The sequence below is a fragment of the Bacillus hominis genome (assembly GCF_030348325.1).
Lineage (GTDB): Bacteria > Bacillota > Bacilli > Bacillales > Bacillaceae_G > Bacillus_A > Bacillus_A hominis.
The window spans coordinates 4,864,134-4,887,621 of the sequence record NZ_JAUCFS010000005.1; the positions used below are offsets into that span (position 1 = coordinate 4,864,134).

General features: G+C 38.3%; 29 protein-coding genes. 2 read left to right on the forward strand and 27 right to left on the reverse strand.

Translation table 11 applies throughout. The features are described 5' to 3' along the window. Position 1: 1 nt before the first annotated feature. From atpC to QUF93_RS27965, 17 genes are all read right to left on the reverse strand, one after another. Positions 2–403: a F0F1 ATP synthase subunit epsilon gene (atpC, locus tag QUF93_RS27885; RefSeq protein ID WP_002123795.1), complete on the reverse strand. Its 402-nt coding sequence runs from the start codon at positions 401–403 to the stop codon at positions 2–4. A gap of 20 nt (positions 404–423) precedes the next feature. Beyond that, positions 424–1,833, reverse strand: coding sequence for a F0F1 ATP synthase subunit beta (gene atpD, locus QUF93_RS27890; protein ID WP_002123794.1), 1,410 nt, complete (start codon positions 1,831–1,833; stop codon positions 424–426). Between the two features lie 117 nt (positions 1,834–1,950). Continuing rightward, on the reverse strand, positions 1,951–2,811 hold the full coding sequence (gene atpG / locus QUF93_RS27895; protein WP_000157703.1) for a F0F1 ATP synthase subunit gamma: 861 nt from the start codon (positions 2,809–2,811) through the stop codon (positions 1,951–1,953). Positions 2,812–3,016: 205 nt separating this feature from the next. Continuing rightward, the gene (gene atpA, locus QUF93_RS27900; RefSeq protein WP_289360854.1) at positions 3,017–4,525 is read right to left on the reverse strand and encodes a F0F1 ATP synthase subunit alpha; all 1,509 of its coding nucleotides are present in this window, start codon (positions 4,523–4,525) and stop codon (positions 3,017–3,019) included. Between the two features lie 11 nt (positions 4,526–4,536). Beyond that, positions 4,537–5,079 (reverse strand): F0F1 ATP synthase subunit delta, encoded by a 543-nt coding sequence (gene atpH, locus QUF93_RS27905; protein WP_097902981.1) that lies wholly within the window; start codon positions 5,077–5,079, stop codon positions 4,537–4,539. Next, complete coding sequence (gene atpF, locus QUF93_RS27910) at positions 5,076–5,582, reverse strand: F0F1 ATP synthase subunit B (protein ID WP_144506161.1); 507 nt, start codon at positions 5,580–5,582, stop codon at positions 5,076–5,078. The genes atpH and atpF overlap by 4 nt, the downstream gene beginning before the upstream one ends. Positions 5,583–5,710: 128 nt before the next feature. Beyond that, positions 5,711–5,929: a F0F1 ATP synthase subunit C gene (atpE, locus tag QUF93_RS27915; RefSeq protein WP_000052064.1), complete on the reverse strand. Its 219-nt coding sequence runs from the start codon at positions 5,927–5,929 to the stop codon at positions 5,711–5,713. Between the two features lie 56 nt (positions 5,930–5,985). Further along, positions 5,986–6,705, reverse strand: coding sequence for a F0F1 ATP synthase subunit A (atpB, locus tag QUF93_RS27920; RefSeq protein WP_000399868.1), 720 nt, complete (start codon positions 6,703–6,705; stop codon positions 5,986–5,988). Positions 6,706–6,712: 7 nt separating this feature from the next. After that, complete coding sequence (locus tag QUF93_RS27925) at positions 6,713–7,105, reverse strand: ATP synthase subunit I (protein WP_289360855.1); 393 nt, start codon at positions 7,103–7,105, stop codon at positions 6,713–6,715. Next, positions 7,105–7,329, reverse strand: coding sequence for an AtpZ/AtpI family protein (locus tag QUF93_RS27930; protein WP_001171218.1), 225 nt, complete (start codon positions 7,327–7,329; stop codon positions 7,105–7,107). The genes QUF93_RS27925 and QUF93_RS27930 overlap by 1 nt, the downstream gene beginning before the upstream one ends. Before the next feature lie 26 nt (positions 7,330–7,355). Further along, complete coding sequence (locus QUF93_RS27935; protein WP_033712414.1) at positions 7,356–7,469, reverse strand: DUF4024 domain-containing protein; 114 nt, start codon at positions 7,467–7,469, stop codon at positions 7,356–7,358. Positions 7,470–7,852: 383 nt separating this feature from the next. Next, complete coding sequence (upp, locus tag QUF93_RS27940) at positions 7,853–8,482, reverse strand: uracil phosphoribosyltransferase (protein ID WP_000517536.1); 630 nt, start codon at positions 8,480–8,482, stop codon at positions 7,853–7,855. Between the two features lie 271 nt (positions 8,483–8,753). Further along, positions 8,754–9,995, reverse strand: a complete 1,242-nt coding sequence (glyA, locus tag QUF93_RS27945) for a serine hydroxymethyltransferase (RefSeq protein ID WP_289360856.1) — start codon at positions 9,993–9,995, stop codon at positions 8,754–8,756. 253 nt (positions 9,996–10,248) lie between these two features. After that, entirely contained in the window at positions 10,249–10,821 is a 573-nt protein-coding gene (locus QUF93_RS27950; protein WP_002123786.1) for a TIGR01440 family protein, read from the reverse strand. 66 nt (positions 10,822–10,887) lie between these two features. Then, positions 10,888–11,331, reverse strand: coding sequence for a ribose 5-phosphate isomerase B (rpiB, locus tag QUF93_RS27955; protein WP_000869917.1), 444 nt, complete (start codon positions 11,329–11,331; stop codon positions 10,888–10,890). A gap of 97 nt (positions 11,332–11,428) precedes the next feature. Beyond that, positions 11,429–11,869 carry a low molecular weight protein arginine phosphatase gene (locus tag QUF93_RS27960; RefSeq protein ID WP_289360857.1) on the reverse strand — a complete coding sequence of 147 codons (441 nt, stop codon included), beginning with the start codon at positions 11,867–11,869 and terminating at the stop codon, positions 11,429–11,431. 303 nt (positions 11,870–12,172) lie between these two features. Further along, positions 12,173–12,670 (reverse strand): PTS sugar transporter subunit IIA, encoded by a 498-nt coding sequence (locus tag QUF93_RS27965; protein ID WP_002016294.1) that lies wholly within the window; start codon positions 12,668–12,670, stop codon positions 12,173–12,175. 387 nt (positions 12,671–13,057) lie between these two features. Between QUF93_RS27965 and QUF93_RS27970 the strand changes: the two genes are divergently transcribed. Next, on the forward strand, positions 13,058–13,444 hold the full coding sequence (locus QUF93_RS27970; protein ID WP_289360858.1) for a DoxX family protein: 387 nt from the start codon (positions 13,058–13,060) through the stop codon (positions 13,442–13,444). Positions 13,445–13,605: 161 nt separating this feature from the next. Continuing rightward, on the forward strand, positions 13,606–14,217 hold the full coding sequence (locus QUF93_RS27975) for a flavin reductase family protein (protein WP_016106716.1): 612 nt from the start codon (positions 13,606–13,608) through the stop codon (positions 14,215–14,217). A gap of 111 nt (positions 14,218–14,328) precedes the next feature. On the opposite strand, the gene QUF93_RS27980 is transcribed toward QUF93_RS27975, so the two are convergent. From QUF93_RS27980 to rho, 10 genes are all read right to left on the reverse strand, one after another. Continuing rightward, the gene (locus QUF93_RS27980; protein WP_002123780.1) at positions 14,329–14,604 is read right to left on the reverse strand and encodes a DUF3935 domain-containing protein; all 276 of its coding nucleotides are present in this window, start codon (positions 14,602–14,604) and stop codon (positions 14,329–14,331) included. Between the two features lie 222 nt (positions 14,605–14,826). Next, the gene (locus QUF93_RS27985; RefSeq protein ID WP_289360859.1) at positions 14,827–15,375 is read right to left on the reverse strand and encodes a manganese efflux pump MntP; all 549 of its coding nucleotides are present in this window, start codon (positions 15,373–15,375) and stop codon (positions 14,827–14,829) included. A 77-nt stretch (positions 15,376–15,452) separates the two neighbouring features. After that, the gene (locus QUF93_RS27990) at positions 15,453–16,493 is read right to left on the reverse strand and encodes an L-threonylcarbamoyladenylate synthase (RefSeq protein WP_289360860.1); all 1,041 of its coding nucleotides are present in this window, start codon (positions 16,491–16,493) and stop codon (positions 15,453–15,455) included. A gap of 108 nt (positions 16,494–16,601) precedes the next feature. Then, positions 16,602–17,060: a GNAT family N-acetyltransferase gene (locus QUF93_RS27995; protein WP_098776018.1), complete on the reverse strand. Its 459-nt coding sequence runs from the start codon at positions 17,058–17,060 to the stop codon at positions 16,602–16,604. Between the two features lie 51 nt (positions 17,061–17,111). Further along, entirely contained in the window at positions 17,112–17,951 is an 840-nt protein-coding gene (spoIIR, locus tag QUF93_RS28000; RefSeq protein ID WP_289360861.1) for a stage II sporulation protein R, read from the reverse strand. Positions 17,952–18,152: 201 nt separating this feature from the next. Beyond that, positions 18,153–19,004: a peptide chain release factor N(5)-glutamine methyltransferase gene (gene prmC, locus QUF93_RS28005; RefSeq protein ID WP_289360862.1), complete on the reverse strand. Its 852-nt coding sequence runs from the start codon at positions 19,002–19,004 to the stop codon at positions 18,153–18,155. Next, the gene (prfA, locus tag QUF93_RS28010; RefSeq protein ID WP_002174366.1) at positions 19,004–20,071 is read right to left on the reverse strand and encodes a peptide chain release factor 1; all 1,068 of its coding nucleotides are present in this window, start codon (positions 20,069–20,071) and stop codon (positions 19,004–19,006) included. The genes prmC and prfA overlap by 1 nt, the downstream gene beginning before the upstream one ends. Positions 20,072–20,479: 408 nt before the next feature. Then, positions 20,480–21,064 carry a thymidine kinase gene (locus QUF93_RS28015; RefSeq protein ID WP_000281086.1) on the reverse strand — a complete coding sequence of 195 codons (585 nt, stop codon included), beginning with the start codon at positions 21,062–21,064 and terminating at the stop codon, positions 20,480–20,482. 110 nt (positions 21,065–21,174) lie between these two features. Beyond that, on the reverse strand, positions 21,175–21,420 hold the full coding sequence (locus QUF93_RS28020) for a type B 50S ribosomal protein L31 (RefSeq protein WP_000643447.1): 246 nt from the start codon (positions 21,418–21,420) through the stop codon (positions 21,175–21,177). Positions 21,421–21,911: 491 nt separating this feature from the next. Next, positions 21,912–23,183, reverse strand: coding sequence for a transcription termination factor Rho (gene rho / locus QUF93_RS28025; protein ID WP_002123767.1), 1,272 nt, complete (start codon positions 23,181–23,183; stop codon positions 21,912–21,914). Positions 23,184–23,488: the final 305 nt, after the last annotated feature.

Consider the following 23,488-nt stretch of genomic DNA (forward strand, 5'->3'; position numbering starts at 1 on the left):
TTTACTTCATATCGGAAACGTTTAAACGGTTCACAGCACGCTGCAAGGCCATTTCTGCACGTCTAAAGTCAACATGTGCTTGTTTATCTTGCATACGTTGCTCAGCGCGACGTTTCGATTCATTTGCACGATGGATATCGATATGGTTTGCTTCTTCAGCAGATGATGATAATATAGTTACTTTATCTGGACGAACTTCGATAAAGCCACCGCTTACTGCTACATAATCAGTGTGCCCACCATTTTTCAGACGAACCGCACTAATTTTTAATGGTGCAACAGTTGGAATGTGACCTGGTAAGATCCCCATTTCCCCACTCTCTGCTTTTACACTTACCATTTCTACTTCTTTTTCGTAAACCGGTCCATCAGGAGTTACAATACTGACTGGAAATGTCTTCATAATTCGTCCCTCCTAAGGCCTTACGCCATCATTTTCTTCGCGTTTTCAATAACTTCTTCAATGCTACCTACTAAGCGGAATGCATCTTCTGGAAGGTCATCATATTTTCCTTCTAGAATTTCTTTGAAGCCACTAACTGTATTTTTTACAGGTACATAAGAACCTTTTTGACCTGTAAACTGCTCAGCTACGTGGAAGTTTTGAGATAAGAAGAATTGAATACGACGAGCACGATGTACAACTAACTTATCTTCTTCAGATAACTCATCCATACCTAAGATAGCGATGATATCTTGAAGCTCTTTATAACGCTGTAAAGTTTGCTGTACTTGACGAGCTACTTCATAATGCTCTTCTCCTACGATTTCTGGAGAAAGTGCACGAGATGTAGATGCTAATGGATCTACGGCTGGGTAAATACCCATTTGTGTTAAACGACGCTCTAAGTTTGTTGTTGCATCTAAGTGAGCGAACGTTGTAGCTGGTGCTGGATCCGTATAGTCATCGGCTGGTACATATACCGCTTGGATAGACGTGATAGATCCTTTATTTGTAGATGTAATACGCTCTTGTAATTGACCCATTTCTGTTGCAAGTGTTGGTTGGTAACCTACCGCAGATGGCATACGACCAAGAAGGGCAGATACTTCAGAACCTGCTTGCGTGAAACGGAAGATGTTATCGATGAACAATAGTACGTCTTGTCCTTGCTCATCACGGAAATGCTCAGCCATTGTTAAACCTGTTAATGCAACACGTTGACGTGCTCCAGGTGGCTCATTCATTTGTCCGAATACCATCGCAGTTTTCTTGATTACGCCAGAATCGCTCATTTCATGGTATAAGTCGTTACCCTCACGAGTACGCTCACCTACACCAGCGAATACAGAGATACCACCATGCTCTTGTGCGATGTTATTGATTAATTCCTGAATTAATACTGTTTTACCTACACCGGCACCACCGAATAGACCGATCTTACCACCCTTAATGTAAGGAGCAAGTAAGTCTACTACTTTAATACCAGTTTCAAGAATTTCTACTTTAGTAGATAATTCTTCGAATGCAGGTGCTTGACGGTGAATTGGATCACGGTGTACATCCGCAGGAAGTTCACCATCTAAGTCAATTGCATCACCTAATACGTTAAATACACGACCAAGTGTTGCATCACCAACTGGTACAGAGATTGCTTTACCAGTATCTTCTACTTCTGTGCCACGAACAAGTCCATCTGTGGAAGACATTGCAACTGTACGAACTGTGTCATCACCTAAATGAAGTGCAACTTCAAATGTTAAGTTAATGCTTGCTCCGTTTTCGTTGCTTTGTTTTACCGTAAGGGCGTTGTAGATTTCTGGTAGCTTTCCGCCATCAAACTTAACGTCTACAACCGGACCCATGATTTGCGTAACGCGCCCTTTATTCATCGGGTTCCCTCCTAGCTTTCTTTTAATTAGCCAGCTTTCTAAGAGAAGTCGGCTTTTATTTTTTTATTAGTGTAACTTTCGCAGTTCTCCTGAAAGAACCGCTTCCGCTTTTTAATACTATTCTAACGCTGCTGCTCCACCAACGATTTCCGTAATCTCTTGCGTAATCGCTGCTTGACGCGCACGGTTGAATGAAAGTGTAAGTGAATCGATAACTTCCATTGCGTTGTCTGTAGCACTCTTCATTGCTGTCATACGCGCTGCGTGTTCACTTGCTTTACCGTCTAGTAATGCACCGTACACTAAGCTTTCTGCGTATTGTGGCAATAATACTTTTAAAATTTCTTCTTCAGAAGGTTCGAATTCATAAGCTGTCGTCGGTTTGTCAGACGCCACATCAGTAAGCGGTAAAATTTTATTTTCCGTTACTTCTTGTGAAATTTTACTTACGTAATGGTTGTAGTAAATATACAGCTCATCATAAGCACCATCTGCGAACATCGCAATTGCTCGAGAAGCAAGGTCTTTAATATCAGTAAATGATGGGTGGTCAGATAATCCAACTACTTCATCAATGATGTTAAAGCCGCGACGTTTTAAATAATCACGTCCTAGTCGGCCAAGCACAATAATTGAATATTGGTTTGAATCCATATTATGACGTTCACGAATTACGTTACTTACTGTACGTAATACGTTACTGTTATAACCACCTGCTAGTCCGCGATCAGATGTAATAACGATGTATCCTGTACGCTTTACAGGGCGCGCATTTAGCATTGGGTGATTAATCCCTTTACTTCCTTGCGCAATGCTCGCTACTACTTCTTGAATCTTTTCCATATACGGAACGAAAGATTTAGCATTTTGCTCTGCACGGTTTAACTTAGATGCAGATACCATCTCCATCGCTTTCGTAATTTGGCTCGTTTTCTTTGTCGAGGTAATCTTCGCTTTTATATCGCGTAAAGATGCCACAGGTTTTCACCACCTTTTTTCCAGAAGTTGGCACGATTAGTAAGAATCCTCTTCCTAATCTACGTTGCAAGATATTCTTGCTCATGATTGAAGGAAAAGAATAGGTGCACCTACTCTTTTCCTTTACATAACCGTCAGCAATCTCAAATCTTGAGATGCCTTTTATATGATCTAGCTAAGCCACAATCGGCTTCACTTTTATTTATTACTCAGAAGCTACGAATACTTTTTTAAATCCGTTAATTGCTGCTGCAAATTTGTCATCATCCGCAAGTTTCTTAGTTGTGCGGATTTCTTCTAATAAGTCAGCTGCATTAGAATCTAACCAAGCATGGAATTCTTCTTCGAAACGAGTGATATCTACTACTGGGATATCATCTAGGAATCCACGTGTTAAAGCGTAAAGAATGATAACTTGTTTCTCTACACGTAACGGTTTGTGTAATCCTTGTTTTAATACCTCAACTGTACGAGCACCACGGTTTAATTTCGCTTGTGTTGCTTTATCAAGGTCAGAACCGAACTGAGCGAACGCTTCTAACTCACGGTAAGATGCAAGGTCAAGACGAAGTGTACCTGATACTTTACTCATCGCTTTAATCTGAGCAGATCCACCAACACGAGATACTGAAGTACCCGCATCGATCGCTGGACGTACGCCAGAGAAGAATAAGTCAGATTGTAAGAAGATCTGTCCGTCCGTAATAGAAATTACGTTTGTTGGGATGTAAGCTGATACGTCCCCTGCTTGTGTTTCGATGAAAGGTAGTGCAGTTAAAGAACCGCCGCCTCTTGCATCACTTAATTTTGCTGCACGCTCTAATAAGCGAGAATGTAAGTAGAATACATCCCCTGGATAAGCTTCACGACCTGGAGGACGACGTAATAGTAATGAAAGCTCACGGTAAGCCGCTGCTTGTTTTGATAAGTCATCATATACTACTAATACGTGTTTACCATTGTACATGAACTCTTCACCCATTGTTACACCAGCATAAGCAGCTAGGTATAATAATGGAGCTGGTTGAGAAGCTGATGCTGTTACAACGATTGTGTAATCTAATGCACCGTGCTTACGTAGTGTTTCTACTACGTTACGTACTGTTGATTCTTTTTGTCCGATAGCTACATAGATACAAATCATATCTTCATCTTTTTGGTTAATGATTGTATCAAGTGCAACTGCTGTTTTACCTGTTTGGCGGTCACCAATGATTAACTCACGTTGACCACGGCCAATTGGTACAAGAGCATCGATCGCTTTAATACCTGTTTGAAGTGGCTCATGAACAGATTTACGATCCATTACACCTGGTGCTGGACTTTCGATTGAACGAGTGTTTGTTGTATTGATTGGGCCTAAACCATCAACTGGTTGACCTAATGGGTTTACAACACGACCGATTAGTTCTTTTCCTACTGGTACTTGCATGATGCGACCAGTACGACGAACTTCGTCACCTTCACGGATTTCTGTGTAAGGTCCTAAAATAATAATACCTACGTTGTTTTCTTCTAAGTTTTGTGCTAGTCCCATAACGCCATTAGAGAACTCTACAAGTTCACCAGCCATAACGTTATCAAGACCATGAGCACGCGCGATACCGTCACCAACTTGGATAACTGTACCAACATCACTAACTTCGATTTCAGACTGATAGTTCTCGATTTGTTGCTTTATCAGTGCGCTAATTTCCTCAGCTCTGATGCTCATGTGCTTCACCCCTATCTATTCTTCATTAATTCACGTTGAATACGTGCTAATTTGCCTTGTAAACTTCCGTCATAAATGCGATTTCCAATACGTACTTTAATGCCGCCTAGTAAATCTTCATCTACAACATTTTTCACGCGAATTGCATCTCTTCCCGTTCTCTTTGCAAATGCTTCTGCAATGTTAAGCTTCTCTTCTTCAGATAGAAGGCGAATAGAATATACAGTTGCATCCGCTACGTTACGTTCTTCATTAGCAAGAACAACATATTCATCTGCAATTTCAGGTAAGATATCAATGCGCTTGTTATCAATTAAAATATATAACGTATTTAAAATAGATTCAGAAACAGATCCGAATACGTTTGCAAGAAACGTTTTCTTCTGCTCTTTTGAAATGTTCGGTTGCGTTAAAAAGCTATGTAGTTCTCCGTTTTTTACATAAACGTTTTGTACAAGGCGTAATTCCTCTTCAAACATTTCTAATACGTGTTTTTCTTTTGCAATTTTAAAAAGAGCGACAGCATAACGTTTTGCTACAATCCCATTGCTCATCGCGCTTCTCCTACTTCTTTAATATAATCGCGAATTAACTTCACTTGATCTTCTTCTTTTAATTCTTTTTCAATTACTTTAGAAGCAATTTGAACAGATAAAGAAGCAACTTGTTCTTGTAAAGCAGCAATCGCTTGCTCTTTTTCGCGTTGAATTTCTTGTACAGCAGATGCTTTAATTGATTCTGCTTCTTCTTTCGCAGCAGCAACAATAACATCTTTTTGATCTACAGCTTGTTTTTTCGCTCTTTCGATTAACTCTTGTGCTTCAACACGCGATTGTTTTAACATTTCACGTTGTTCTTCTACTAATTTCTTCGCTTCAGTGTTACTTCTTTCTGCAGCGTCGATTTCATTAGTAACATGCTCTTCACGTTCTTTCATAATTCCCATTAAAGGACCCCACGCAAATTTGCGTAGCATTACTAATAGAAGTAAGAAAATGAACAATGTATAAGCAATCGTTCCAAATGGAATGGAAGCCCCTAATAATAAAGTTGGCACAAGGATTCACTCCCTTCAAAATATCTAAATTGATCATATGAAAAAAAAAGACATACGTTTCGTTCATAAAGCAATGGCGAAGAAAGTTCAAAAAACACTCTTCGCCATCTATGTAAGGGGAGTCTCCCTTATTTGTTCATTACGATGAAAGCAATAACTACACCGATAATTGGAAGTGCCTCAACTAAAGCAACCCCGATGAACATAATTGTTTGAAGTGCGCCTTTTAATTCTGGTTGACGAGCAACACCTTCGATTGTACGTGATACGATAAGACCGTTACCAATACCTGCACCTAATGCTGATAAACCAATTGCAATTGCAGCTGCGATTACACCTAAACTCATTTAATTTGTCCTCCTTTGTATTATAAAAAATTAAATTTTTTCTTACTTAAATTATATTAATGGTCATGGCTTACTTTATGAGCCATATAAACCATCGTTAACATAACGAAAATAAATGACTGGATTGATCCAACGAATACGCTGAATCCCATCCATGCTAACATCGGTACAAGTGCACCTAATGCTCCAAGGAATGATGCCCCGCCTAACTTAGCAAGTAATCCTAACAGGATTTCACCTGCATAAATGTTACCGAACAAACGAAGACCTAACGTTAATGTGTTAGCAAACTCCTCAATAACCTTTAATGGGAATAAGAATTTCATAGGTTGGAAATAACCTTTAACGTATTCTTTCGTACCCTTCATCTTAATTCCATAATAATGGGTGAGGGTAACTACCATCACGGCTAATGTTAATGTAACTGCTGGATCAGACGTTGGTGATCTCCACCATGCAATATGTTCGCCAGCCTCAACTGTTGAATACATGAATGGTAAACCAAGGAAGTTCGATACGATGATAAACATGATAAGCGTAACGCCAAGCGTTAAGAAACGTCCACCTGTTTTCCAGTCCATCGTACTATTGATAATCCCTTTCACGAAGTCAAACACCCATTCCATGAAATTTTGCATTCCTGTTGGGCGAAGAGCTAAGCCGCGAGTTCCTATAACTGCGATTAAGAAAACAATAACTGCTGCTACAGTAACCATCATAACTGATGACAAATCGAACGTTAAACCTAGAAATTCAACTAATTTACCGTGTTCCACTAGTAATTCACCTCTCTTCCCTGCTCTTATACTCTAAATAAAGAAAATCTATGATCATGACAAGATATCCTGTCAGCAATCCTACACCTAAGCCCCACATCGCAATTAACTCTTGATAGTTGGCTGCAAATAAAATTAATAACCCAATCGTCGCGAATCTCGAATATGTACTTACCGCTGTTGCCTTAAACTTCACGTTTTCTCCATTTGTTACGCGATCTAACAGCTTGTCTGTTCTACGTGCAATGATGCGCAAACTAAGAAAACTGAAAATCGTTCCGATAATCAGCCCAAGAAATACATCCTTGTAAGAGGTAAATCCCCATCCTAGCACTAGAAGCGCAAGCAAGTAGTACATATATTTCTTTTGTCTTTGGACAAGTCCATGTACGTCTATCATCATTGCTCTCCCGAATAGTAATGTCGAATGAGTCGAATCATTGCGTATATCCCTGTTCCTAACCCGAGTAATAACCCTATAATAAGAAACAATGGAAACGTTCCAACCTTATTATCAATCCATTGCCCACCAAAGATTCCAATAAGAATAGAACCGACTAACTGAGCAAGAATTCCTGACATTAAAGCATATGCTTTTATATGGCTGCGATCGTTTTTTTGCAAGGATTCATCCCTCCAATATGTAACCCTCATTCACGATGTGTTAATAATAACTCATTTTTCTGCATAAATTCTATACAAAATAAAAAGTTTACATTTTCGTCACGGAATAGATGTATTTTTGTCACTGAAAGCCCTACCATCTATCCCCGTTGTTAGCATACAATAGGGTATTAACAGTGTCAACGAGAAATCGTAAAAAATCAAAAAATTTGAGTATTAGGCATTTCCTCCCAAAAATGAAAACGTTCCCCTTCTAAATACTGGTTAGAGATATGCAATTTCTAACAGTTTTCTCTTTATAATAGAAGAAAATGTTCACAAGTTTGTCACTATTATATTTTTAAGATATAGCGCTTTCCTTCCATAATATAGTGTTCCCAAGACGTAAGACTTCTATATTATATGTGATGTGTATGCAACTTATGTTGTATACACCCTGTATATTTATCTCCCCCTCCCCCTCCCCCCGCACGCTCAGGGCGAAAAAAAAAGACGAGCGGGGACTCCCCTCTCGTCTTTTGTCTTACTTCGTTCCGAATAAACGGTCACCAGCATCACCAAGACCTGGAACTACATAACCATGGTCATTTAGCTTCTCATCTAATGCCGCTACATAAATATCAACATCAGGATGCTCTTCTTGCACTACTTTTACTCCTTCTGGAGCAGCTACGATACACATTAATTTAATTTGTTTTGCACCGCGCTTTTTCAGAGAATTAATTGCTTCAGCTGCAGAACCACCTGTTGCTAGCATTGGATCTAGTACGATAAAGTCACGCTCTTCTACATCCGTTGGAAGTTTCACATAGTATTCTACCGGTTGCAATGTTTCAGGGTCACGGTATAAACCAACGTGTCCTACCTTTGCTGCTGGAATTAATTTCAGAATTCCATCAACCATTCCTAAACCTGCACGTAAAATTGGAATTAAACCAAGTTTTTTACCAGCGATCACTTTTGTTGTCGCTTTGCTTACAGGCGTTTCAATTTCAATGTCTTTAAGTGGAAGGTCGCGAGTAATTTCGAAAGCCATTAAGCTTGCTACTTCGTCCACTAATTCACGAAAATCTTTCGTACCTGTATTCTTATCGCGAATATATGTAATCTTATGTTGAATTAACGGGTGATCAAATACATACAGTTTTCCCATGTGAATCTCTCCTTTAGATGATATTCATGCGTTTACACGCTTTTTTACACTATTTACGATTGTAAAGAAAACGCTACTAATATTCAAGGGCAAATTTGGCAAAATCATGATTTTGTGATGAATCTATCTAGTATCTTTACCAATTATGGGAGGTGTATCCTTCATTATATCGCCAAAATTTATTCATCATTTGTATACATACTTTAAAAACAATATATGTCCAAAAAAAGACTACTAAAACAATTACGTTTCAGCAGTCTTTTTCAATCTATTATAGATTTGTATACATTGGGAATTTGCTCGTTAACGCTTCTACACGCTTACGTGCTTCTTCTAATGCAACTTCATTCTCATGATTTTTTAATGTATAAGCAATAAGTGCCGCAATTTCATCCATGTCTTCTAAACCGAAACCACGAGATGTTACAGCTGCCGTACCGATACGCACGCCGCTTGTTACAAATGGGCTTGCTGTTTCAAATGGAATTGTATTTTTGTTCACTGTAATACCAACTTCATCTAATACGTGCTCTGCTACTTTACCTGTAATTTCTAAGTTACGAACATCAATCAAGATTAAGTGATTGTCTGTTCCACCAGAAACAAGTGTAAGTCCTTCTTTTTGAAGGCCTTCAGCTAAGCGATTCGCATTATTAATGATATTTTGTGCATATGTTTTAAACTCATCTTGTAGTGTCTCACCAAATGCAACAGCTTTTGCAGCAATTACGTGCATAAGTGGACCACCTTGGATACCAGGGAAGATTGATTTATCAATTTGTTTTGCAAATTGCTCTTCACATAAAATCATACCACCACGTGGACCACGCAATGTTTTATGTGTTGTCGTTGTAACGAAATGTGCATGTGGTACTGGGTTTGGATGTAAACCAGCAGCTACTAAACCAGCGATATGTGCCATATCAACCATAAAGTATGCACCCACTTCATCTGCAATCTCACGGAATCGTTTGAAATCGATAACACGAGGATATGCACTTGCACCTGCAACGATTAATTTTGGTTTATGTTCTTTCGCTTTTGCTAATACATCATCGTAATTAATACGGTGAGATTCAGCATCCACGCCATATTCTACGAAATTATATTGTACTCCACTGAAGTTAACAGGGCTTCCGTGTGTTAAGTGACCACCATGAGATAAATTCATACCAAGTACTGTATCGCCTTGCTCTAAAATCGTGAAGTATACTGCCATGTTCGCTTGTGCACCAGAATGTGGTTGAACATTTACATGCTCTGCGCCAAAAATTTCTTTCGCGCGATCACGTGCGATATCTTCCACTACGTCTACGTGTTCACAACCACCATAGTAACGTTTTCCAGGATATCCTTCAGCATACTTATTCGTTAAAACAGAACCTTGCGCCTCCATTACTGCTTCACTTACGAAGTTTTCCGAAGCAATTAACTCAATCTTTGAACGCTGTCTTCCTAGTTCTGCCTCAATTGCAGCAAATACCTTTTCATCTTGACGTTTTAAATGATCCACCAAAATCCCCCTTTTCTGAACGAATTACATCGATTCCCAATAGTTTTTTCTCATTTATTCAGAAAAAACGAAAATTCAGGTTGTAATTCTTTCGAACCTTCATGTTTTCAACTACATTCTAACATGACTTTCTATATCATAAAAGAAAAAAAAAGACCGAAATTGGTCTTTTCTTTCTTCTATTATAAAGTCAGACTACATACCTTTTATCTTTCGATATAAAGCTGTTATACGACTTTATAATTTTTCATGTTTAACGGCAAGGAATAGCTTCTTCATTTGCCGCATAAACAGCACGCGCTCCACCTATTAGTTTCCCACGTGTTTTCGCCATCGTTACATGCGCACTTCCTATTTCCTTCACACTTGTACGAACCGGTACAGCTACATGCTTTAAATGCATACCGATAAATGTATCGCCAATATCCATTCCTGCATCTGCTTTAATAAACTCAATTACCACCGGATCTTTAAAATTGTGATACGCATACGTCGCTAATGCACCACCTGCCGATCTAACAGGCGTAACTGTTACAATTTCAAATTGATATTTCATCGCTACATCTCTCTCAACTACTAAAGCACGATTTAAATGCTCACAACATTGAAACGCCAATTCGATACCTGTTCGTTCTTGAAATTGTTTTAATTCAGAAAAAATCGCCTCTGCCACTTCCATCGTTCCTGATGTTCCAATTCTTTCACCTAGCACTTCGCTCGTGCTACACCCCACTACAAAAATTTGGCCACTTTGCAGCGTGGCTTGTTCTTGGAAATCAGAAAGCGATATTTGCAGCTGTTCTCTTACCTTTACGATTTCTGTCATTACGCCTCTTCCTTTCGCAGGTTGGTTCACCAAATTATATTTCATACTACTTATAGTTAGAATCTATTACTTTGTTTCGTACGTTTTAATTTTTCCTACGCGGTTTTCGTGACGGCCACCTTCATAGTCAGTTGTTAGCCAAATTTTTGCGATATCACGCGCTAGACCAGCTCCAATTACACGCTCGCCCATTGCTAACATGTTAGTGTCATTATGCTCTCTCGTCGCTTTCGCACTGAAAGTATCATGAACTAATGCACAACGAATACCATTTACTTTGTTTGCTGCGATTGACATACCAATGCCTGTCCCACAAACTAAAATGCCACGATCCACTTCACCATTCGCGACCATTTCTGCTGCTGGAAACGCAAAATCAGGGTAATCAACAGAACCAGCTTCACATTCACAACCTAAATCAATATATTCAATATTTAACTCTTCTAATAAGCTTACAAGTTCTTTACGGATATTCATACCGCCGTGATCAGATGCTACTACTACTTTCATTTTTACCCCTCCAAAGTTTCAAACAATTATCTTCATTTCACACTCGCTACCTTTAATGGAACGAAGTGATCTCCAATATCGTATTATACACGAAACATCAACCTTCTGAATGTTTTTTCAATAAAGTTTGTACAAGTTTTTCCATCTCTTCTAACGTTTCTTTATAAATAGAAAGTGATCCGCCAAATGGATCTGAAATATCCTTACTTACACCCTCAGTTAATCCATATAATGTATCCAATTTCTTTTCAACACTCGGATAATGCCCAAGTACAATTTGCTTATGGTTTTCCGTCATTGTTACTACAATATCCGCCCAATCAACCATAGTTTCGTTTACTTGCTGCGCGGCATGATTGATTGCAATTCCTTTTTCAGCTAAAGCTTCTTTTGCATGTACCGATGCATCGCTTCCAGGATAGGCGAAAACACCAGCAGATTGCACTTCAAATTTACCTTCTCCATAATGACGAAGCAAAGCCTCAGCCATCGGACTACGGCATGTATTTCCAGTGCAAACAAATAACACTCGTTTCATCTAAACCCACCCCTTTTTTTCTGTTTCCTAACATTTATCCCGCTATTTGTGGGCAGTAAGACCCCCACCTCCACTGATTAAAGTTTCACTTTATCATAGCGTACATTAGAATAGAACAAAAGAAATGTGAATATACGAAAGGCGCATTTCTCTTATATTTTTTCTAAGAAAAATGCGCCTTATCCACATATATGTGAAACCCTATTTCCAAGTGCCCAAAGTATTTTACCATACATAATGAAAACACTACAAAACAAAATAAGGAATCCATTTCATACGAAACAGATTCCTTTCATACAATAATTATTTCATTGTAACTTTCATTACTTCGGTTGAACCTTTTGTAGCTGTTACACCTACAGTTGTCTTAATAGACTCAGCTGCATCTGTGTTTGTAATAACGATTGGAGTAATTGTACTTTTCGCTTTTTCACGAATTAATTCTAAGTCGAATGAGATTAATTTATCTCCAGCTTTTACAGCTTGTCCTTCAGAAACGTGAGCTTCGAAACCTTCACCTTCCATTTTTACAGTTTCTAATCCAACGTGGATTAAAATTTCTGTACCGTTTTTCGCTTTAATTCCAATAGCATGTTTCGTGTGGAATAATTGTACGATTTCACCGTCAACTGGAGATACAACTACACCTTCAGTAGGATCGATTGCAACACCGTCACCCATCATACGACCAGCGAATACTGGATCTGGTACTTCTTCAATATTTTTCACTGCTCCAGTTAATGGAGCTACGATTGTTTCTTCATTTGTTTTTGAACCAAAACCGAATAATTTTTTAAACATAGGATAGTCCTCCTTATAATTTACCTAAAAGTTTATAGGGCAATCTCTATTCAAGATCGAAACACACGTAAGACTTCATACTTCGAATGTTATACTGTAAAAACGCTTTCGAAATAAATCATGTCATTACTACTAGACTCTTATTGTAGCGCCTCACAAAATTCCAGTCAATTCTGATTGTCTGAATAACAATGAGAAGTTAACTTCTACTTATATTTTCTCTTTTTTTCACTTACTTGTCTAGAGGTCTTTACTGCATTTTATTTTTTGTTGTTAAGTTGTAAAATTTATTTCGAATTTTTTTCAAAAACCACTTGACTAAAGTAAGTAACTATTTTATTATTACTTACATAAGGTAAGTTAATAACTTTTAGGAGGTTTTTAAAAATGATGGATTTCGGTCTTCTTATTATTCGTCTTATTATAGGAATTACATTCATGGGTCATGGTGCTCAAAAATTATTCGGTTGGTTCGGTGGATACGGCTTAAAGGGAACAGGTGGCTGGATGGAATCAATCGGTTTACGCCCTGGTGTCTTTATGGCATTTATGGCGGGTGCAACTGAACTATTAGGTGGTTTCTTATTCGCATCAGGTATTTTCACTGTAGTTGGTTCATTATTTATCGTAGGCACAATGTTAGTAGCCATCTTCACAGTTCACGGAAAAAATGGTTACTGGGTAACGCAAAACGGATTTGAGTATAATTTAATGCTAATCGCTGTTGCAGTTGGTGTAGCTTTAATCGGCCCTGGCGCTTACGTTTTACTTTAATATTTATCTCCATTTCGAGATATTTACCAAAAAAGAGATTACTTCAAATTGAAGTAATCTCTTTTTTACATCATCAAAAAAATATTATTTTCAGCAGGAGATTCCCATTGATATCTTGTAAACAAACAATAAGTATTCATATTTAGAAAGGGGATTACAACATGTTATCCATTAATCCAAACGAACAAACCGAAAAAGATAATTACAAATTACTAACAGGAAGTATCATTCCACGTCCTGTTGCATTCGTTACTTCTGTAACTAAAGATGGTGTATTGAATGGTGCGCCATATAGTTATTTCAATATCGTCGCTGCCAATCCACCACTTATCTCGGTTTCAGTACAACGAAAAGAAGGAAAACCGAAAGACACTTCACGAAACGCAATCGAAAAAGGAGAATTTGTCGTACATATTTCTGATGAATCTTACGTAGAAGCGATCAATGAAACAGCAGCCAACCTACCTCCTAATGAAAGTGAAATCGAATTAGCAAAACTAACACCGATCGACAGTGATGTCATTTCAGTCCCAGGGGTGAAAGAAGCAAACATTCGAATGGAATGCGTATTAGAACGTGCTATCCCGCTCGGCGGAACCGAAGACTCACCAGCTTGTGATCTACTAATTGGCCGCGTCGTTCGCTTCCACGTCGCAGAACACTTATACGAAAACGGCCGAATTCACGCCGAAGAACTAAAACCAATAAGTCGCCTAGCAGGACACAACTACGCAAAACTAGGAGAACAATTTGAATTAGTGAGGCCTATTTAAAGGCGGAAGCGGCTCGTTCAGAATGGGAGGAAGACGCGAAACCACCGATCATTCTTGCCGCTTCCATCACCCAAACATAAAATCCCCCGCTAAAAAGCGGGGGATTTTTTTTTATAATTCTTCCTTTTTTTCCTCTAAAGCCGGGAATTTCTCTTTTTTAGGTTTACCAAGCTTTATCACAAAGAAATATAAAGAAAGTAACGTAATAAGAAAAACAATTAAAAACGGATACGGTGAATAAAACGTACGCGCTGCCTCAGTTTTTCCCGCAACAAATTTTAATGACTCGATATCTAAAAACTCAGCAAACATTTGTACACCGAGCATACTAAACCAAAAAACAAAAAAACTAATAATAATACCAAAAACTTGTTTTACTCTCGTCATTCATCTCATCCTTTCTATATAATGATTTTTTCATTTAAATGAATATAGTGCAAACGAAACTATATACAAAAAGGAAATATCTCATCATTCACGAATCAATTTAATCCAGCCGAGAACCGCAATTTGTAAAATAACGCCCGAAACGATAAGTCGGTGTAACCACCTTGGGAAAAATGTTAAAAATGTTACATACCATTTTCAGCAATTTATCCTTACATAAAATTATATAGGAAAAAGGAGATATAATCCAAATCCAACAAGAATAATACCACCTACTATTTCACCGTATGTACCAAGCATATTTTTCGCATGCCTACCAAGCAATAAACCAATCCACGCTAGTAACATGCTTATTAGTCCAAACATTAATATAGTAATAATTGTCTCTGCTCCGTAAATTCCAAGACTCAGACCTACTGAAAAACTATCTATACTAACACCAAATGCAAATACAAATAAACTAATTCCAATTGGAGCAATTCTAGTCTCTTCACCTTCTAAAATAGACGAATATACGATATAGAACCCTAGCCCAATTAATAAAATGGCTCCTGCAAAATTCGCGATATCCCCATACCTCTCTGATAGAAAGCGTCCTAGTACCATTCCGATAAACGGCATAATAATATGAAATATCCCAATTGTCATACCGATATAAAGGATTTGTCTTAATTTTAATGTTACCATCCCCATACCGAGGCTTACTGAAAATGCATCCATCCCCAGGGCGAATGCCATAATTATTAAAGGTATTAATTGTTCAAGTGTCATTCATATCCCCCCTCGGACGTGCTACTTCACAATATGCTTATCCGAGGAGAAATATTCTGTTCACTAAAGGTACATTATCATTCAGTGATAATATGATGTCCCGCAGCTTTTGTTAAACGATTCATAATTGCATTTCCTATCCCTTCATTCGGGAATGATTCACTAAAAATAACATCTACTTCACTTGCATCAAACGTTCTAAGCACATCATATAACTTAGTCGCAACGCTGGCTAAATCGCTTCGCACACCACAAGACAATACAACATCTGCACTATACACATGCTGATACTCTTCTGTCGTTAATACACCTACTTTAAGCCCTTCTTTCTTTTTCTCATCCACAATAAGCTGAATAAACTCTCGTGACCCTTCAACAATACTAAGTGGCGCTTTCGGTGCATAATGTGTATATTTCATTCCAGGTGATTTCGGTTTTTCTTTCTCATCCTTTAAAGCTGGATCTAAAGAAACATTTCCTATCACTTCTTCTAATTGCTCCTTCGTAATCCCACCTGGACGTAAAATCGTCGGAACCTCGCTCGTACAATCAATTACAGTTGATTCAACGCCTACTCCTGTTGCCCCGCCATCAACAATACCAGCAATTTTTCCATTTAAATCTTCATACACATGAGAAGCTAACGTTGGACTTGGGCGTCCTGAACGATTCGCACTCGGTGCCGCAACAGGCACGTTTGCCTCTTCAATAAGAGCGAGCGCTACTGGATGATCTGGCATCCTCACTCCGACTGTATTAAGCCCTGCCGTAACCCTCTCTGAAATCCCTTCCTTTCTCGGTAAAATGATTGTTAATGGTCCCGGCCAAAAATGCTCCATTAACTTTTCTGCAACCGGTGGAATTTCTCTTACAATACCATCTAACTGAGATTTTGTTCCTATGTGGACAATCAGGGGATTATCGCTCGGTCTCCCTTTCGCTTTAAAAATTTTCGCTATCGCTTCATCATCCATTGCGTTTGCTCCTAACCCATATACCGTTTCCGTCGGGAAGGCCACCGCTTCATTTTCTCTTAATAATCTCGCTGCTTCTTTTAATTGTGGATAATATTTTTTTCTTTCCACAACATTATCCACAACCCACATATTTGTATGCATTTTTTTACACGTCCTTTTCTACCATGAAATACTTGTCTATTTTTAGTTTACTATGAGATTTATCCAAAAGACAAACAAGGTTTATCCACAAAATGTGGATAAACCTTGTTAATCCGTGGATAACTTTGTGAATAGCTGACAATTTAGTATTATTGCATTTAGCTCTTTTATATTTTTACAAAAGTGTTCTAACTGTCGAATTCCCTCTGGAACTTTCTCTTTCTCTATAATGACAAAGTCAAAAAACTGAAAGATTGTCACAGATTGTGGATGATTTGTGAGTAAGTACAATTGTCGAATATCTTTTTCTTTCATATACTGCAAAAACATTTCAAAAAAATATAAGAAAGTCTGTTTATCCACATTAGGTGTGAATAAACAAGAACGAATAAGTGCATTTTCTCCACTTTGTTCATATCCAATTACCGCTCGTATTTCTCCCGCCTCTTCCAAGATCATAAATTGTGCGTACAACTCATTTATTTTATCATCTTTTTTATTAGCTTGTCCGAAAAAAGAATGCAATCTTTCTACATCTGCTTTCGTAGCAAAATACACGTTCTTCATAGTAAATCCCTCCTCGTTTATATATATATGAGGAGGGATTTATTAATAGTACTATTTAGAGAATAAAGATGCAAAAGCTTCGACGATAAATAATTTAACCTCTGGTTTTTCTTCTTCCTCTTCTACTTTTACATACTCATTTTTCTTTTCTTGTTTTTGCTCCACAGGTTTTTCCACTTTTTCCACAGTTTTTGTTTCTACTTTTTTTACAGGCTGTTCTTCTACTTGCGTTTCATGTTTTACTACTTTCTTTTCCTGGGCTGTTACTTTTTTCGTTACCTCCTGTTTTACTATTTTCGTTTCTTTTATTTCAGCCTCTTTTTCCTTTGGAACTTCCTCTTCAGGAGATTCAGCTTTCACAACATGTTCTTCTTTCCTTACAGCTGTACCGCTCGAAAAATCTAAGAAACACATCGGTGGAAATAATACACACCACCAGTTCGCCCCTTCTCCTTCTCCAATTGTAATCAGTACTGCTTCATATTCTCCTGCCGGATAAATAAAATTCCCATATACCTTTGTAGGAAACTTCACATTCTTACCGAATTTCACTTGAAACGCCTCTTTACTTCCTTCTCTTTTCAGCGTCTTCGCCACTGTCTTTTCAATTTCAGGAATATGATTTTGAATTACTTTTCGAGCTTCTTCGAATGACGTTAAATCCGCTACCCATCCATCGATTTGCGCTTTCACTTCATCACGTACTTTACGTTTTAATGCCTGATCTTTATCGGAATCACTATTAGCTAAAATACGTAATCGAACGGCCTCTTTCGGAATAACTGAAGGCCCTTTTGCATCAGCTTTCATATATCCAAACTGCACAAGTAACTGTGCACCAATTAATAATAAAAGAAAATAAGCAATAACTTGTTTTTTCATTTCCTCCACCGTCCCCTCTAGAAACAGTGTAGACAGAGTTACTTCTTTCTAAACTATTAAATTCAAAATCTATATGAATTTTTTTAACTACTCAGCCACTCTATGAAAAACCGACAGAAAAGCATTTTTTTAAATGGTCGAGAGGGACTGGCTATGTATGGCGGAGTAGTTACGAATTTTTTATACAAAAAATAGAGTAAGGCTTATGCCTTACTCTATCTCTGCAAATACCATACGATCTTTTCCATTAATATCAAATACAACATCAACTTGAGCTCGCGGGAAAGTTTGCTGTAATAATGCTTTCACATCTTCACCTTGCCCTACACCAATTTCAAACGCCACAATCGCCTTTTTCTGTAATACATTCGGCAATTCCTCCATAAAACGACGATAGAAATCTAGTCCATCTTCGCCGCCAACAAGCGCCCTTTTCGGCTCATGCTCTTTCACAACAGTAGAAAGACCACGCCAATCTTCCTCTGGTATGTACGGAGGATTGGAAACAACAACATCTAACTTCTGACCCGTTTCATAAAACGGAGACAGTAAATCACCGTGATAGAAAGTCACATCCGCCCCTAAAGTTTTTGCATTTTCTTTTGCAACTTCAATCGACTCCTGTGCGATATCTACTGTATACACATGAAGATTTTTATTTTCTAAAGCGAGCGTAATAGAAATCGCTCCACTACCTGTTCCAATATCCGCTATGTGAAGCTCCTCATTACCGAAATGGCGCTCAATTCTCTCTAGCACTCCAACTATAAGTTCCTCTGTTTCCGGTCTTGGTATCAATACCTCTTCATTTACAAAGAATGATCGGCCATAAAACATTTCATAACCGAGCATATATTGGATCGGAGTACCTTCTACGTGCTTGTGGATAAATTCCGCAAAACTTTTCTCTTGTTCCGCAGTTATTTCTTCACGCATATTCATGAGCATTCCGGTTCTGTTCGTCTTTAATACATGACAAAGGACAATTTCTCCCGCATTTTCATCTCGTCCATTTTCCTGTAAAAAAGAAGAAGCCCATTTCAGGGCTTCATAGACACGCATTACTCAGCTGCCTCCATCTTTTGCGCCTGATCTTCCATCACTAAGGCATTGATGAAATCATCTAACTTACCTTGTAGGATTTGATCTAGCTTTTGAATCGTTAAACCGATTCGATGGTCTGTAACACGGTTTTGCGGGAAATTATACGTACGAATACGCTCTGAACGATCTCCCGTACCAACAGCTTGTTTACGGTTTTGATCATACTCAGCTTGCGCTTCTTGTCTAAACTTATCATAAACACGTGCGCGTAATACTTTCATCGCTTTTTCTTTATTCTTAATTTGTGATTTCTCATCCTGACAAGATACAACTACACCAGTCGGTAAATGTGTTAAACGTACCGCTGACATCGTTGTATTAACACTTTGTCCACCAGGACCACTAGAAGCAAATGTATCAACACGAACATCTTTTTCATGAATATTAATTTCTACTTCTTCTGCCTCTGGTAATACAGCTACAGTTGCTGTAGATGTATGAATACGTCCACCAGATTCCGTTTCAGGAACACGTTGTACACGGTGAGCACCATTCTCGAATTTCAGCTTCGCGAAAGCACCTTTACCGTTAATCATAAAGATAATCTCTTTATATCCACCTAACTCTGTATAGCTCGCTTCGATAATTTCAGTTTTCCAACCTTGTACCTCAGCATAACGGCTATACATACGATATAAATCACCAGCAAATAAAGCTGCCTCGTCACCACCAGCAGCACCACGAACCTCAACGATAACGTTTTTATCATCATTAGGGTCTTTTGGAACAAGTAAAATTTTCAGACGTTCTGATAATGTTTTCTCTTGTCCTTCTAATTCAGAAACCTCTTCTTTTACCATGTCACGCATATCAGCGTCTAACTTATCTTCTAACATTGCTTTTGCATCTCGTAATTGCTCACGAACATCCTTATACTCACGGTACACCTCTACCGTTTCTTGCATATCAGATTGCTCTTTTGAATACTCACGAAGCTTATTTGTATCGCTAATAACCTCTGGGTCACTTAACAATTCATTTAACTTCTCATAACGATCTTCTACAGCTTGCAAACGATCTAACACACCATTCACCTCTACATCCTAGTATCTAATACAAATAGTATATGGTACTTAATCAAAAAAACGCAAATTATATTTAAAAGTGGAGGCGGCTTGTTCAGCTCTGACTGGCTAAGGTTCTCTCGCACAAAAGGTGCTTTTTACCTTGAGTAGCGGAGGTTCTTAGACACGAAGAGCTAGCCGCCGGAACTGGATACAATTTAAAAGCGCAGGTGGCTTGTTCAGAATCGCAGGACACTTTCAGCTCTCGACCTTGAAGCGCTCTTTGCTTCGAGTGAGAGAGCGAAATGACCGGAGATTCTAGCCACTGGAGCTAGATAATATATTTAAAAGTGCAGGTGGCTCGTTCAGCTCTGACCACCAATCTTCATCTATTTTCGAAAAAAACCCGCTCTACATAGCGAGTTTCATTTATCTTTGTTTTGTAGGTACTGCATGACAATGACGACAACGCGGTTCATACGATTCTGAAGCCCCAACTAAAATAATTGGATCATCAAATGCCGCTGGTTCTCCATCGATTAAACGTTGCGTACGACTTGCAGGAGATCCGCATGCAGAACAAACTGCCTGCAATTTAGTTACATGTTCAGCAATCGCCATCAGCTGAGGAACTTGTCCAAATGGTAGACCACGGAAATCTTGGTCTAATCCAGCTACAATGACACGATAGCCACGATTTGCCAATACTTGCACCACTTCCACAATGTCCCCATCAAAAAATTGTACCTCATCGATTGCAATAACATCCATTTCTTCTGTTACATGGTTAAATATATCTTTTGAAGCTGAAACAGGAACTGCTTTAACCTTTAATCCATTATGTGATACAACATCTTCTTCACTATAACGATTATCAATACATGGTTTAAATACAATTGCATGTTGTTTCGCAAATTGTGTACGGCGTATACGGCGGATGAGCTCTTCTGATTTTCCAGAAAACATACTCCCGCAAATCACTTCAATCCAACCATTTTGATTCATTAAGTACATTGAGCTCTCCTTTCATCTACTTTCCTAATCCAAAGTAGGGTAAAGGTTTAATATTTTCGCAAAAAAAACAGACAAGCGAATACATACACTTGCCTGTTTTATGTTCTTTATTACTTGATGCCGTATTTCTTATTGAAGCGGTCAACACGTCCGTCTGCAGTAGCAAACTTCTGACGTCCAGTGTAGAATGGGTGAGAATCAGAACTGATCTCAATTTTTAGTAATGGATAAGTGTTACCATCTTCCCACTCAACAGTTTCGCTAGAGCCTTTTGTAGACCCGCTTAAGAATTTGAAGCCAGTGTTCGTGTCCATAAATACAACTTTATTGTAATTTGGATGGATTCCTGCTTTCATTCTTTTCATCTCCTTCCGCCCTGAATCATTTTCGAAACAGAGTTTTTCATCTTCAGCTGCTTACACAACTATATTGATGAAACACATATGATGAAATTATAACAAGGCTAACTCCATTTTGCAACTACCTGTTTTTGTCTTTTTAAATTTAAAGTGGAGGTGGCTCGTTCAGCTCTGACCAGCTAAGGTTCTTTCGCCCTAAAGGTGCTTTTTACCTTTCGGGCGGAAGGTTCTTAGATGCGAAGAGCTAGCCACCGGAACTGGATATTAATTAAGAACCCAGGACACTTCAAGCTCTCGACCTTGAAGCGCTTTTTGCTTCGAGCAAGAGAGCGAAATGACCGGAGATTTTAGCCGCTGGAGCTCTAACAAAAAATATGATTTTTATCTCAAAAAACAAATTTTTTCCATATATTACTCTCTCTAATATTCCCTTAAAAACATAAAAAAACTCGCTTACTACGAAATAAGCGAGTCCCAATCTTTTCCCTTTACTTAGTTGTTACATATCTTTTTGAATCTGCAACAATGTTTTGTAAAAATTCTTCATTTGTCTTTGTTTGACGAAGTTTACGTAAGAAGCCTTCAACAAAGTCTGGTGTATCACGCATTGTTTTACGAATACCCCACAGCTTGTCTAAATGTTCTTTCGGAATTAATAGGTCTTCTTTACGCGTACCAGAGCGACGAATATCAATCGCCGGGAAGATACGACGCTCAGCTAATGAACGATCTAAATGAAGTTCCATATTTCCAGTTCCTTTAAATTCTTCGTAAATTACATCATCCATACGAGAACCTGTATCAACAAGCGCTGTTGCTAAAATTGTTAAGCTACCGCCCTCTTCGATATTACGTGCAGCCCCAAAGAAACGCTTCGGTCTATGGAAAGCCGCTGGATCAATACCACCTGATAAAGTTCTACCACTTGGCGGAATAACAAGGTTGTAAGCACGCGCTAAACGGGTAATACTATCCATTAAAATGACAACGTCTTTTTTATGCTCTACAAGACGCATTGCACGCTCTAATACAAGCTCGGCTACTTTAATATGATTTTCTGGTACTTCATCAAAAGTAGAGCTTACAACGTCACCTTTAACAGAACGTTCAATATCTGTTACTTCCTCTGGACGCTCATCAATTAAAAGTACAATTAATTCTGCTTCCGGATGATTTGTTGTGACACTATGTGCAATTTCTTTTAACAGACTTGTTTTACCAGCCTTTGGAGGCGCGACAATTAAACCACGTTGTCCAAATCCAACTGGTGCGATTAAATCCATGATGCGTGTCGGTAACTTTTTCGTTTCCGTTTCCAGCTTCATTTGACGATCTGGGTATAACGGTGTTAATGCAGGGAAATGCACACGCTCTTTTGCTGAGTCTGGATCATCTCCGTTTACAGCTTCAACTTGTAATAATCCAAAATAGCGTTCATTTTCTTTCGGAGGTCGTACTTTACCAGAAACCTTATCTCCATTACGTAAATCGAAACGACGAATTTGCGAAGCCGAGATATAAATATCTTCTGAGCTTGGAGAATAATTGATAGGACGTAAGAATCCAAATCCTTCTGATTGAATAATTTCTAATACGCCTTCCATGAAAAAGAAACCTTCTTTTTCTGCTCGAGCTTTTAAGATAGCGAAAATCAGCTCTTTTTTCGTTAACTTGCTGTAATACGAAATCTTAAATTCTTTCGCAAGCTCGTATAACTCTTTTAATTTCATGTTTTCTAATGCTGCAATTGACAAATTCATTCAGACACCACACTTTAACGTTATTCTCTTTTCACATGGGTAAAGGGAAAAAATACGGAAGGCAAATAAATAATAATGAAAGGCAATAAGTTCAAGTAGGATAATATTCACTATTGTAACCCTTTTATCTAGTTTTAATCAATACGTTGAAACACAAATACAAGAAGCGAAGACAAGAAAATTTGTCTTCGCTTTTCATATTTCTTTCTTTTTTCTACTCACCCTATTATGAGGAAGAATAGATAAGCCATTTTCGCTCTTATTTAATCCAGCTTTAGCAGCTAGAATCTCCGGTCATTTCACTC

Coding starts and splice junctions, on each gene's coding strand:
- QUF93_RS27985 (WP_289360859.1), bottom strand. CDS start 15,375: ATGACACTTGAACAATTAATACCTTTAATAATTATGGCATTCGCCCTG.
- QUF93_RS27995 (WP_098776018.1), bottom strand. CDS start 17,060: ATGAAGAACGTGTATTTTGCTACGAAAGCAGATGTAGAAAGATTGCAT.
- atpA (WP_289360854.1), bottom strand. CDS start 4,525: ATGAGCATCAGAGCTGAGGAAATTAGCGCACTGATAAAGCAACAAATC.
- rpiB (WP_000869917.1), bottom strand. CDS start 11,331: ATGAAAGTAGTAGTAGCATCTGATCACGGCGGTATGAATATCCGTAAA.
- QUF93_RS27950 (WP_002123786.1), bottom strand. CDS start 10,821: ATGACAGAAATCGTAAAGGTAAGAGAACAGCTGCAAATATCGCTTTCT.
- QUF93_RS27960 (WP_289360857.1), bottom strand. CDS start 11,869: ATGAAACGAGTGTTATTTGTTTGCACTGGAAATACATGCCGTAGTCCG.
- atpD (WP_002123794.1), bottom strand. CDS start 1,833: ATGAATAAAGGGCGCGTTACGCAAATCATGGGTCCGGTTGTAGACGTT.
- atpE (WP_000052064.1), bottom strand. CDS start 5,929: ATGAGTTTAGGTGTAATCGCAGCTGCAATTGCAATTGGTTTATCAGCA.
- atpC (WP_002123795.1), bottom strand. CDS start 403: ATGAAGACATTTCCAGTCAGTATTGTAACTCCTGATGGACCGGTTTAC.
- QUF93_RS27965 (WP_002016294.1), bottom strand. CDS start 12,670: ATGTTTAAAAAATTATTCGGTTTTGGTTCAAAAACAAATGAAGAAACA.
- atpH (WP_097902981.1), bottom strand. CDS start 5,079: ATGAGCAATGGGATTGTAGCAAAACGTTATGCTGTCGCTCTTTTTAAA.
- upp (WP_000517536.1), bottom strand. CDS start 8,482: ATGGGAAAACTGTATGTATTTGATCACCCGTTAATTCAACATAAGATT.
- QUF93_RS27980 (WP_002123780.1), bottom strand. CDS start 14,604: ATGACGAGAGTAAAACAAGTTTTTGGTATTATTATTAGTTTTTTTGTT.
- QUF93_RS27975 (WP_016106716.1), top strand. CDS start 13,606: ATGTTATCCATTAATCCAAACGAACAAACCGAAAAAGATAATTACAAA.
- QUF93_RS27925 (WP_289360855.1), bottom strand. CDS start 7,105: ATGATAGACGTACATGGACTTGTCCAAAGACAAAAGAAATATATGTAC.
- QUF93_RS28020 (WP_000643447.1), bottom strand. CDS start 21,420: ATGAAAGCAGGAATCCATCCAAATTACAATAAAGTTGTATTTATGGAC.
- QUF93_RS28015 (WP_000281086.1), bottom strand. CDS start 21,064: ATGTACTTAATGAATCAAAATGGTTGGATTGAAGTGATTTGCGGGAGT.
- rho (WP_002123767.1), bottom strand. CDS start 23,183: ATGAATTTGTCAATTGCAGCATTAGAAAACATGAAATTAAAAGAGTTA.
- QUF93_RS27990 (WP_289360860.1), bottom strand. CDS start 16,493: ATGCATACAAATATGTGGGTTGTGGATAATGTTGTGGAAAGAAAAAAA.
- QUF93_RS27970 (WP_289360858.1), top strand. CDS start 13,058: ATGATGGATTTCGGTCTTCTTATTATTCGTCTTATTATAGGAATTACA.
- prmC (WP_289360862.1), bottom strand. CDS start 19,004: ATGCGTGTCTATGAAGCCCTGAAATGGGCTTCTTCTTTTTTACAGGAA.
- QUF93_RS27935 (WP_033712414.1), bottom strand. CDS start 7,469: ATGGTAGGGCTTTCAGTGACAAAAATACATCTATTCCGTGACGAAAAT.